Annotated in this window: 9 protein-coding genes and 1 pseudogene; 3 read left to right on the forward strand and 7 right to left on the reverse strand. The window is 69.3% G+C overall.

What is annotated here, in order from left to right; all coding sequences use genetic code 11:
* Nucleotides 1–11: 11 nt before the first annotated feature.
* The 6 genes and pseudogenes from T428_RS26260 to T428_RS0107065 form a co-directional block, all read right to left on the reverse strand.
* Nucleotides 12–1,185, reverse strand: a pseudogene (locus tag T428_RS26260) (acyl-CoA dehydrogenase family protein); the annotation flags it as partial.
* Nucleotides 1,186–1,505: 320 nt separating this feature from the next.
* Nucleotides 1,506–2,345, reverse strand: coding sequence for a shikimate dehydrogenase (locus T428_RS0107045; RefSeq protein ID WP_025735924.1), 840 nt, complete (start codon nt 2,343–2,345; stop codon nt 1,506–1,508).
* Nucleotides 2,320–3,567 (reverse strand): endolytic transglycosylase MltG, encoded by a 1,248-nt coding sequence (locus T428_RS34175; protein ID WP_025735925.1) that lies wholly within the window; start codon nt 3,565–3,567, stop codon nt 2,320–2,322. Before T428_RS34175 ends, T428_RS0107045 begins: the two co-directional genes overlap by 26 nt.
* Nucleotides 3,557–4,063 (reverse strand): Holliday junction resolvase RuvX, encoded by a 507-nt coding sequence (gene ruvX, locus T428_RS0107055; protein ID WP_025735926.1) that lies wholly within the window; start codon nt 4,061–4,063, stop codon nt 3,557–3,559. Before ruvX ends, T428_RS34175 begins: the two co-directional genes overlap by 11 nt.
* Nucleotides 4,064–6,769 (reverse strand): alanine--tRNA ligase, encoded by a 2,706-nt coding sequence (alaS, locus tag T428_RS0107060; RefSeq protein WP_025735927.1) that lies wholly within the window; start codon nt 6,767–6,769, stop codon nt 4,064–4,066. It lies immediately after the preceding gene.
* An 86-nt stretch (nt 6,770–6,855) separates the two neighbouring features.
* On the reverse strand, nt 6,856–7,245 hold the full coding sequence (locus T428_RS0107065) for a secondary thiamine-phosphate synthase enzyme YjbQ (protein WP_211243903.1): 390 nt from the start codon (nt 7,243–7,245) through the stop codon (nt 6,856–6,858).
* 191 nt (nt 7,246–7,436) lie between these two features.
* Here T428_RS0107065 and T428_RS0107070 point away from each other — a divergent pair, with 191 nt between their 5' ends.
* Complete coding sequence (locus T428_RS0107070; protein ID WP_025735929.1) at nt 7,437–8,060, forward strand: hypothetical protein; 624 nt, start codon at nt 7,437–7,439, stop codon at nt 8,058–8,060.
* Nucleotides 8,061–8,063: 3 nt separating this feature from the next.
* Here the strand turns inward: T428_RS0107070 and T428_RS0107075 are convergent, their stop codons facing one another.
* Entirely contained in the window at nt 8,064–9,419 is a 1,356-nt protein-coding gene (locus tag T428_RS0107075; RefSeq protein ID WP_025735930.1) for a replication-associated recombination protein A, read from the reverse strand.
* 179 nt (nt 9,420–9,598) lie between these two features.
* On the opposite strand from T428_RS0107075, the gene T428_RS0107080 reads away from it, so the two are divergent.
* Both T428_RS0107080 and T428_RS34180 read left to right on the forward strand, forming a co-directional pair.
* Nucleotides 9,599–10,624, forward strand: a complete 1,026-nt coding sequence (locus T428_RS0107080; protein ID WP_025735931.1) for a DUF2189 domain-containing protein — start codon at nt 9,599–9,601, stop codon at nt 10,622–10,624.
* Between the two features lie 54 nt (nt 10,625–10,678).
* Nucleotides 10,679–11,554 (forward strand): hypothetical protein, encoded by an 876-nt coding sequence (locus T428_RS34180; protein WP_245604817.1) that lies wholly within the window; start codon nt 10,679–10,681, stop codon nt 11,552–11,554.
* Nucleotides 11,555–11,560 lie beyond the last annotated feature (6 nt).

An 11,560-nucleotide genomic window follows, 5' to 3' on the forward strand; every position in this document is an offset into this window, starting at 1 on the left:
CATGGGCGTCGGAAGAAGCTGCTTTCCGGCAGTTCGGCGCCGTTGACGGCGATGTCGCCGAGCACCCGCGCCTTGTACACGGTCGGATTGTGCGAGAACAGCGTCCGCAGGTTGCGCCAGTGCCGGTCCAGCCGCGCGGACGCCTGTATCGCCGACGCGCCGCCGACGTCGAAGACGCGCGAGGCCGCCCGCAGCGCGGGCTCCTGGACCGCGACCTTGACGCGGGCGGCCGCGATCGAGGACCGCTTCTCCAGTTCGGGAGTTCGGGGTCGATGCCGGTGGTGCGGGCCGCGTCCAGCGCGGGCGCGAGTTCGGCCGCCGCGCTACGGACCAGCGCTTGCGCGGTATACGCGACGGCGTCGATCTCGCCGACCACTTGCAGCAGCTGCGGGTCGGCGGTCGGCTGGTCGACGCTGGCGAAGGTGTAGGTACGGCGCCGCTCGCGGACCAGCGCGGCGGCGTCGGCCGTCAGCGCCCGCAGGATCCCCGCGGCCACCGCATGCAGATACAGCTGCATCAGCGCGCCCCGGGCGCGGTCCAGCCCGATGGTGGCGCCCAGCGGGAACACCTCGTCGGCCGCGACCTCGACATAGTGGAAAACCGTTGTGCCGCTGCCAGTTTGGCGCTGACCGATGCCGTCCCAGTCGTCGACGTGCTCGACGCCGGCCCGGTCGACGGGTATCACGACGGCGGTCGGTGCGCCGTCGTCGCCCTGGGCGGTGATGCGCAGATGGTCGGAGAACTGGGCGCCGGTGCTGTAGAACTTCTGCCCGCGCAACCGCAGGCCGTTCGCGGTGGCCACCAGCCGGGTGTCGCGGTCGTTGCCGCCGATGGACTTCTGGCTTCGTTCGGAGTTGGCGCCGCCGATCAGTCCGCCCTCGCGACCACCACGATCCACCGGTCGCTGCCCGGGCGTTTCGGCCGGATCTGCAGCTCCTCCAGCGCGTGGTGCACCCGCAGGATGTGCGCCAGGTCCGGGTCGGCCGCGGCCAGCGCGACGAGGTGGTCGAAGAACTCCGCCACGGTGTAGCCGGCGCCGCCGAGTTCGCGAGCCAATCGCACGGCGCCCAGCCGGTGTTCCCGGACCAGCTTGAGCCCGCGCAGCGGCGGCTCGATCAGCCCTTCGACCAGACGCTGGTGATAGGCCTCGGCGATTTCGGCGAGCACCTGGTCGATTGCAAGCATGCGCCGAAAGGTAGGCGCGGCCGGCCGCACCGGCAACGATTTCCAGCGTCGCAATTTTTAAGCCAGCGCCAGGACCAGCGCGGTGGCCAGGCACATCGACGGACCGTGCGGCACGGCGCCGCGCACGGCCATCACGATCGCGGCGGTCAGCAGCGGCGCGGCCAGCGCCGCGGCCCACGCACGCCGCGGCCACCAGGATCACGCCCGCCCCGGGCAGCGTCAGCAGGTTGGGCAGTCGCCGCTGCCGGATGCCGTAGCAGCTCAACGCCGCCAGCCAGCCGAACACCAGCACCGCCGCCGTCGCCCGCACCGCCGGGACGTTAGTCCAGGGCGGCCAACGCGCAAGTCATCGCGTCGCGCGGGGCAGGCTGCCCGGTGAATTGCTCCACCTGCGCGAACGCCTGATGCAGCAGCATCTGCACGCCGTTGATCACCCGGCCGCCCGCGCCGGCCACCGCGGCGGCCAGCGGGGTGGGCCAGGGGTGGTACACGGCGTCCAGCAGCACCGGGATCGTCGCAAAAGTCGCGGCGTATCGGGCCGCCACCTCGGCCGGAACCGTGCTGACCAGCACCTCCGCGGCCGCGACCTCGTCGGCCAGGGTGTCCGTGTCCAGCCCGCAGTAGCGCGTCGCGACGCCGATCCGGGTGCCCAGGTCCACCAGCCGGGCCGCCTTCTCGGGGTTGCGCGCCACGACGGTGATGCCGCTGACGCCGAGCTGGGCCAGGCCGACGACGGCCGCCGGCGCGGTGCCGCCCGATCCACAGACCAGCGCCCATCCCGAGGCTCCGCCGATTTGCGCGATCGCCCCCGCCACCCCGTCGATGTCGGTGTTGTCGGCCCGCCAGCCGCGGGGCGTGCGCATCAGCGTGTTGGCCGATCCCACCTGCTGCGCGCGTTCGGTGCGCTCGTCGGCGAACGCCAGCGCGGCGAACTTGCCCGGCGCGGTCACCGACACGCCGACCCATTCGGGCCCGAACCCGGCGACGATCCCCGGCAACTCCTCGGCGCCGCATTCGATGCGCTCGTAGGTCCAATTGTCCAGGCCCAGCGCGTGATAGGCCGCGCGGTGCAGTTGCGGGGACTTCGAATGCGCGATCGGCGACCCGAGGACGGCCGCTTTTCTCGGGCCCGCGCTAGCGGGGTGTGCTGTCGAGGACACCGTTGTGCTTAGCCAGCTCGATATTGGCCAGATGCTGCTTGTAGTCCCGGGTGAACAGCGTGGTGCCCTGGGCGTCGATGGTGACGAAGTACAACCAGTCACCCGGCTCGGGATGCTCGGCGGCATGCAGCGCGTCGATGCCGGGCGAACAGATCGCCGTGGCCGGCAGGCCCGGCGAGACGTAGGTGTTCCACGGCGTCTTCTGGGCCCGGTCGGCGTCACTGGTGGCCACCTCGCGGCGGTCCAGCGGATAGTTCACCGTCGAGTCGAACTCCAGCGTGTGGTGCGCGTTGAGGCGGTTGTAGATGACCTGGGCCACCTTGGCGAAGTCCTGCGAGTTGGATTCCTGCTGCACCAGCGAGGAGACCACCAGGATGTCGTACGGCGACAGCTTCATCGCCGCCGCGGTGTCCACCAGCCCGGACTGCATGTACATCGCGGCCCCGGCGCTGATCAGGTTCGCCAGGATGTTCTGCGGCGAGGCCGACGGGTCGACGTTGAAGGTCCCGGGCACGATCAGCCCCTCCAAGCGGCGGTGGTCGGCACCCAGCTCGGTGACCGGCTGAATCGCCCAGGCCGGCACCGACAACACGTTGGGTGGGGTGTTGCCGGCCGCCGCGCGCAGGTCGTCGGACGACACGCAGTGTTTGTTGCCGTCGAGATCCACACAGGTGGCGCGCGAGATCAGCGTCAGGATCCCGGGGTTGACCTTGTTGGTCTTCATGTCGGTGGTGTCGTCGAGCTGACGGCCTTCCGGAATGACCAGCTTGCCCACCCGGTTGCCGGGGTCGGTCAGGCGCGCGACGGCCGAATCGGCCGGGATCTCGGTGCGCATCCGGTAGAAACCCGGCTGGATCGAGTTGATCGCGGCGTTGCCGTGCGCGGCGTTGATGAAGGCTCGGACGGTCTTGACCACACCCTGGTTGTGCAGCGTCTCGCCGACCATCGTCGTCGAGTCGCCGGCCTGGATCTGAATCACCAAGTCGCGCTTGCCGGTTCCGCTGTAGTCGTCCCCGGTGCCGAACACCGTGTGCCACATCTTGAAGCCGACGAACACCGCGGCCATCACGATGACGACGAGCACACCCAAGACGACGCGGCCGGTGAATCGCCGACGCCGGCGCCCACGCTCGCCCTTGATCCGGGCCACCCGGCTGCTCCGGTGCCGGGGCGGCCCGACGGCGGCCGGCTCGGCCCGTTCGTCCCGCGCGCTATCCACCATCGATGACACTCCCCAGCGTGGCCCGGCACTGATCCAGCCAGCTCTGCAGAATCGCCACGGCCGCCGCCTGGTCGATCACCGCGCGCTGTTGTCTGGCTCGCACTCCCGCCGCGCGCAGCGCACGCTGCGCGCTGACGGTGGTCAGCCGTTCGTCGGCCAGCCGCACCGGTATGGGCGCGACCCGTTCGGCTAGCGCCTCGGCCACCTCGATCGCGTCGAGCGCCGACGGCCCGGTGCGGTCGGCCAGCGTGCGGGGCAGTCCGACGACGACCTCGACCGCTCCCAGTTCGGTGACGAGCTCGGCCAGCCGTCGCAGGTGCTTGCCGGAGCGGTCCCGGCGCACCGTTTCCACCGGCGTGGCCAGGATGGCGTCGGGATCGCTGGCGGCCACCCCGATGCGCACGCTGCCCACGTCGACGCCCAGCCGCCGTCCCCGCCCGGGGTCGTGGTCAGGGTCGCCGGGCCGGTCGGGCAACCGATGCTCTGCCAAAGCCACTCAACCGACCTGCGCTTTCACGGCGATCTCGGAGCGGACCGCCGCCAGCGCCGCGTCGATACCGGTCGGATTCTTTCCGGAGCCCTGCGCCAGGTCGGGCTTGCCGCCGCCGCGGCCGTCGACGGCCATGGCGAGCTGCTTGACCAGGTCATTGGCCCGGATCCCTAGGTCTTGAGCGGCCGGATTCGCGGCGACCACATAGGGCACCATCGCGCCGTCGTCGCCAACGGCGATCAGCGCGACCACCGCGGGATCGCCGCCCAGCTTGCCCTTGATGTCGCCGACGAGGGAACGCAGATCGGCCGCCGTCATCCCGCCCGCCATCCGCTGCGCCACCACACGGACGTTACCGATTCGCTCCGCACCGGCCGCCGCGTTGGCCGCCGCGGCCTTGGCACCGGCCTGCCGGGCGCGTTCGAGTTCCTTCTCGGCGGCCTTGAGCCGCTCGACCAAATTGGCCACTCGGGCGGGCACCTCCTCCGACGGCACCTTCAGCGACGACGCCAGCCCCGCCATCAAAGCCCGCTCCTTGGCCAGGTGCCGAAACGACTCCAGCCCGACGTAGGCCTCCACCCGGCGCACCCCGGAGCCGATCGACGATTCCCCGAGGATGGTCACCGGGCCGATCTGCGCCGAGTTGTGCACGTGGGTTCCCCCGCACAGCTCCAGCGAGAACGGCCCGCCGATCTCGACCACCCGGACCTCGTCGGGATAGGCCTCACCGAAAAGCGCCATGGCGCCCATCGCCTTGGCCTTCTCCAGCGACTCGTGGAAGGTGTGCACCTCGAAGTCTGCCTGCACGGCCTCGTTGGTGACTTCCTCGATGTCGCTACGCTGCTGGTCGGTCAGCGCGCCCTGCCAGTTGAAGTCGAAGCGCAGATAACCCGGACGGTTCAGCGACCCGGCCTGAACGGCGTTGGGGCCCAACACTTGTCGCAGTGCGGCGTGCACCATGTGGGTACCCGAGTGGCCCTGAGTGGCGCCCTTGCGCCAGCCCGGGTCCACCGCCGCGATCACCGTGTCGCCCTCGACGAACTCGCCGGACTCGACGTTGACGCGGTGCACCCAAAGGGTTTTGCCGATCTTCTGCACGTCGGTGACCGCCGCCCGCGCACTCTCGCCGGAACCCGTCCCGCTGATCGTGCCCTCGTCGGCGATCTGACCACCGGACTCGGCGTACAGCGGCGTGCGGTCCAACACGAGCTCCACCCGATCGCCGACATCGGCACCATGCGCGACGACCGGAACCCGCTTGCCGTCCACAAAGATGCCCAAAATCCTTGCCTCGGAGGTCAACTCGTCGAAGCCGATGAACTCGGTCGGTCCGGCGTCGACCAGCTCGCGGTAGGCGGTCAGGTCGGCGTGCGCGTGTTTGCGCGCGGTCGCATCGGCCTTGGCCCGGCGGCGCTGCTCGGCCATCAGTTCCCGGAAGCCGACCTCGTCGACCTGCAGGCCGGCCTCCGACGCCATCTCGAGCGTGAGTTCGATCGGGAAGCCGTAGGTGTCGTGCAGGGTGAATGCATCGGAGCCGGAAACCACCTTGGCCCCAGCCGCTTTGGTGGTGCCGGCCACTTCCTCGAACAATTTCGACCCCGACGCCAGGGTGCGGTTGAACGCGGTTTCCTCGGCGACGGCGATGCGCTTGATCCGGTCGAAATCCGCGACGAGTTCCGGATACGACGGACCCATCGCGTCGCGCACGGTGGTCATCAGATCGCCGACGATCGGGCCTTCGATGCCCAGCAGCTTGGCCGAGCGGATCACCCGGCGCAGCAGCCGGCGCAGCACGTAGCCGCGGCCGTCGTTGCCCGGGCTGACGCCGTCGCCGATCAAGATCGCGGCAGTGCGGCTGTGGTCGGCGATCACGCGGTAGCGCACATCGTCGTCGTGGTTGCCGACGTCGTAGCCGCGTGGGGCACGCGCGGCCACCATGTCGATCACCGGCCGCAGCAGGTCGGTCTCGTAGACGTTGTGCACGCCCTGCAGGATGAACGCGACCCGCTCCACACCCATGCCGGTGTCGATGTTCTTGCGCGGCAACGGCCCGCGGATCTCGAAGTCTTCCTTGCCGGTTCCCTCGCCGCGCTCGTTCTGCATGAACACGAGGTTCCAGATCTCGATGTAGCGATCCTCGTTGGCGATCGGGCCGCCCTCGACGCCGAATTCCGGGCCGCGGTCGTAGTAGATCTCCGAGGACGGGCCACACGGTCCGGGGATGCCCATCGACCAATAGTTGTCGGCCATGCCGCGGCGCTGGATCCGCTCGGGCGGCAGCCCGGCGATCTCCTGCCACAACCGCACTGCCTCGTCGTCGTCGAAATAGACCGTCGTCCAAATCTTTTCGGGGTCCAGGCCGTAGCCGCCGTCGGCGACCGAATCGGTCAGCAAGGACCAGGCCAGCTCGATGGCCTCGCGCTTGAAGTAGTCGCCGAACGAGAAGTTGCCGGCCATCTGGAAGAAGGTGTTGTGCCGGGTGGTGATGCCCACCTCGTCGATATCCGGGGTGCGGATGCACTTCTGGATGCTGGTGGCCTTGGTGTAAGGCGGGGTGCGCGCGCCCAAAAAGAACGGCACGAACTGCACCATGCCGGCGTTGACGAACAGCAGGTTGGGGTCGTCGAGGATCACCGATGCGCTCGGCACCTCGGTGTGACCCGCCTTCACGAAGTGATCAAGAAATCGCTTCCTGATCTCGTGTGTCTGCACTCTTTTCCGCTTCTTTCCTTAAAGGCTGTCTAACCGCGTTTCGACCGCTCACAGTACCGGGCCCGGTGCCGTCGGTTACTGAACAGCTAACCGTCCAAAAAGCTCAACCGCACCGAGCGCCGCGGGTTGTCCCGGTTGAGGTCGACCAGAACGACGCTTTGCCAGGTGCCCAGCTGCGGCTCACCCGCGACGACCGGCAGCGTGACCGACGGCGAGACGATCGCCGGCATCACGTGGTCGGCGCCGTGCCCGGGCGAGCCGTGCGCGTGCCGGTAGCGGTCGTCGCACGGCAACAGCCGTTCCAGCGTGTCGACCAGGTCTTCGTCGGAACCGGCGCCGGTCTCGATGATCGCCACCCCGGCCGTCGCGTGCGGGACGAACACGTTGCACAACCCGTCCCCGTAGGAGAAGCAGAACCTGCGCACCGCGTCGGTCAGATCCACGATGCGACGGCTGACAATGTCGACCTCGAGCAGATCCGTATGCATCCGATCCAGGGTACGGCGCGAGCCCGCTGACCAGCCAATCGCTTGTGAGCGCGGCCACACGGGCGGACACGCCGCGACCGCGCCGCGCAGCCATGCCAGGAGGTGATCGGTAGGAGGAAGGTATTTGGTGGGACCGGTGGCGCCACCGGGGGTGCTGCCCCGAATTAGTAGGAGCCATCGTGTACGCACGCTCTTTCACCATCGACGGGCAACCCTTGTCGGTCGACATCGGAATCGCCCATGTCCGCAATGTCGTGATGCCGGGAATGCAGGAGACCGACGGCTACATCGGGCTGTCGCTGTTGGTCGACCGGCAGTCCGGCCGCTGCATCGCCACCAGTTCCTGGGAGTCCATCGCATCGATGCGCGCCAGCGCCGAGCGGGTGGCGATCATTCGTGACCACGTCGCGTTGATGTTCGACGGCAGCGCCAGCGTCGAAGAGTGGCACATCGCGTCGCTGCACCGCCGTCACCGGTCGCACGAGGGCGCGTTTGTGCGTGCCACCTGGCTCAAGGTGGTGCCCGGTCAGCTCGAGCGATCGATGGACTTCTATCGGATGGCGGTGCTGCCGGAGATGGAGCGTCTCGAGGGGTTCTGCAGCGCCAGCCTGATGATCGACCACCCGGCCGGGCGGCGAGCGGTGTCCTGCTCGACGTTCGACAGCCAGGAGGCGATGGCCCGAAACAGCGACGAGGCCAGCCAACTGCGCAGCCGGCGGGCACGCGAGCTGGGCGCCGAGATCGTCGACGTCGCCGAGTTCGAGCTGGCGATCGCGCGGCTGCGGGTTCCCGAACTGGTCTGAGCCCTAGTCGCGCCTGCGGCGGATGATCGCGCGCAGCCGCTCCAGGCGACCGGTGATTTCGCGTTCGACGCCGCGCCCGGTGGGCCGGTAGTAGTCGACGCCCGCCAGCTCGTCGGGCGGATATTGTTGCGCGACAACACCATCCGGGTGGTCGTGAGCGTACTTGTAACCCTGCGCGTGGCCCAGTGCGGCCGCTCCCGAGTAGTGGCCGTCGCGCAGATGGGCCGGCACCAGGCCCGCCTTGCCCGCCTTGATGTCGTTCATCGCCGCGGCCAGTGCGGTGGTCACCGCGTTCGACTTCGGGGCGGTGGCCAGGTGAATGGTGGCGTGCGCCAAGGTCAATTGGGCCTCGGGCATGCCGATCAGCGCCACCGTCTGCGCGGCGGCCACCGCGATCTGCAGCGCCGTCGGGTCGGCCATGCCGATGTCCTCGCTGGCCAGGATCATCAGCCGCCGCGCGACGAACCGCGGGTCCTCCCCCGCGACCAGCATGCGGGCCAAATAGTGCAGCGCCGCGTCGACGTCGGAGCCGCGCACCGATTTGATGAACGCGCTGATGACGTCGTAGTGCTGATCGCCGTCGCGGTCGTAACGCACGGCGGCCTTGTCCAGCGATTGCTCGACGGCCGCCACCGTCAGCTCGCCGCCCGCCGCAACGGTTCCGGCCGCGACCTCCAGCGCGGTCAGCGCGCGACGGGCGTCGCCGGCGGCCAATTGCACCAGCAGCTCGATCGCGTCGGGCGCGACGCCGATCTGGCCGCCCAGGCCCCGCGGATCGTCGATCGCGCGCTGCACCACGGTGCGGATGTCGTCGGCCGTCAGCGGGCGCAGCTGCAGGATCAACGACCGCGACAACAGCGGCGCCACCACCGAGAACGACGGGTTCTCGGTCGTCGCCGCGACCAGCAGCACCACCCGGTTCTCCACCGCGGAGAGCAGCGCGTCCTGCTGGGTTTTGGAGAACCGGTGCACCTCGTCGATGAACAGCACCGTCTGCTCGCCGGATAGCAGCGCCTGGCGGGCCTTGTCGATGACCGCCCGGACCTCTTTGACGCCCGCCGACAACGCGGACAGCGCTTCGAACCGGCGCCCGGTCGCTTGCGAGACCAACGCCGCCAGCGTCGTCTTGCCGCTGCCCGGCGGGCCGTACAGGATGGCCGAGGCCACCCCCGAGCCCTCGACCAGTCGGCGCAACGGCGACCCGGGCCCCAGCAAGTGGTCCTGACCGACGACCTCGTCCAGCGAGGCCGGGCGAATCCGCACCGCCAGCGGCGCGTTGGCCGGCGCGACGAGCGCGTCGTCGGCCGTCCGCGACTCGCCGGGCAGGTCAAACAGACCGTCGGACACGGCTTCAGGCATACCACGCGGACCGGACAGGTACGCGCGGCGGCGCGACGGCCCGGAAGACCGCCCGGAGACGAGCCCCGAAGCAAGCAAAGCCCAACCCTCGCTCCCCCGGCGCATATTTGCTAAGTTCCGGGTTGCCAGGTTCCGCGCAGGTGCCCGCAAGCCATTCCGACAGCAAATTAGGACGGCAAATGAGCCAGCCTCCCGAACAACCCGCTGACCCGGCCGAGCCCTTCGGCGCCGACCCGAACCCCCCGGGCTACGGCGCACCGCCTCCGCCGCCCCCGGGCTACGGCCCGCCCCCGGGATACGGCCCGCCGCCGGGCGGCTACACCCCACCGCCTCCCCCGCCGCCCGGCTACGGCGCACCGCCTCCCTCGCCGCCGGGCTACGGTGCACCGCCGGCGAACTACCCGCCGCCGCCCGGCTACGGCGGCTATGGCGCCCCGGCCTCCCCACAGTTCGACGTCACCGAGGCGCTGAAGTGGGCGTGGGGCAAGTTCCAGCAAAACATCGCCGCACTGGTCGTCCCGGTCTTGATCTACGTCGCGGTGATCACCGTGTTCGCCCTGATCGCCGCGCTGCTGCCGATGGTTTTCGGGGAAAGCACCACCACGACGTACACCGACAGCTACGGCGAGACCACCAGCGGCGTCGACATCGCGTACGGCCCGGCGTCGATCGCCGTCATGATCGTCGGCTACGTGTTGCTCTTCATCGCCGCGATCTACATGCATGCGGGGGTGACGACCGGTGCCCTGGACATCGCCGACGGCAAGCCGGTGACGATCGGCACATTTTTCCGGCCGCGCAATGTCGGCTCCGTGTTCGTCGTCGCGTTGCTGGTCGCGGCCGGCACCGTGGTCGGCACGATCCTGTGCGTCATTCCCGGCATCATCTTCGCCTTCCTGACCTTGTTCGCGATCCCGTTCGCCGTCGACCGGTCGCTGTCACCGGTGGAATCCATCAAGGCCAGCATCGCGACGACGCGGGCGAACATCGGCCCGTCGCTGTTGTCGTGGCTGGTGCAGTACGCGGTGGTGCTGGTCGGTGAATTGCTGTGCGGCGTGGGCATCATCGCGGCCATACCGGTTGCCGCGCTGATCCAGGTGTACACCTACCGCAAGCTGTCCGGCGGTCAGGTCGTTCCGCTCGAGCAGCCCGGCTACCCGGCGGGACCGCCCGCCGGTCCCCCACCCGGACAGCAGTTCGCCTAGCCCCGATAGGCCGCGTCGATCCTCGCTACCCCACCGCGCATTTGTTAGGTTCGGTTGCCAGGTTCCGCGCACGTTAGGACGGCACATGAGCCAGCCCCCGCCTCCCGGTTACGGCCCGCCGCCCGGCTACGGCGCACCTCCCCCGGTTACCCGCCGCCGGGCTACGGCGGCCCGGTTAAACCGCCATTCCGCGTCGCCGAGGCGTTCGGCTGGGCCTGGAACACCTTCACCAGGAACGCCGTCGCGTTGATCGTTCCCACCCTGGTTTACGCGCTGCTGTTCGCCGCGGCGTCCACGCTGAACTTTGTCGACCAGAACATGAGCTCGAATGTGACACCGTACGACTCTTCCGACTACGACTTCAGCTTCGCGGCCAACCTCAGTCCCACCGGAATGGCCATCGTGGGGCTCGGCTACGTCGTGTCCTTGATCGTGACCGCGTTCGCCCAGGCCGGGTTCCTGTCGGGGTGCCTGGACCTCGCCGACGGGCAGCCGGTGAACATCGGATCCTTCTTCAAGCCGCGCAACCTCGGCATGGCGTTTCTCGCCGCGTTCCTGGTCAGCATCCTCACCTCGATCGGTTACGCCGCGTGCTTCCTCCCCGGAATCGTGGTGGGCATCTTCACTCAATTCGTCATCCTGTTCGTCGTCGACCGCTCGGAGAACGCCGTCAAGGGGTTCTCGTCGGGCTTCTCGTTGGCCGGGTCGAATTTCGTCAATGCCCTGCTGGTGTGGCTGGTGACGGCGGCGACAGTTTTCGTCGGCCTGGTGGCCTGCGGTGTCGGTGTGTTGGTGGCGGCCCCCGTCGCGGCACTGATCCTGACCTACTCCTACCGCAAGCTTTCGGGTGGTCAGGTGGTGCCGGTGCAGCAGCCCGGCTACCAGCCGGGACCGCCGCCCGGTCCGCCTCCGGGGCCGGCGCCCGCGTAGCCACGC

Origin of the sequence: Mycobacterium genavense ATCC 51234 (assembly GCF_000526915.1) — a bacterium.
GTDB classification, from domain to species: Bacteria; Actinomycetota; Actinomycetes; order Mycobacteriales; family Mycobacteriaceae; genus Mycobacterium; species Mycobacterium genavense.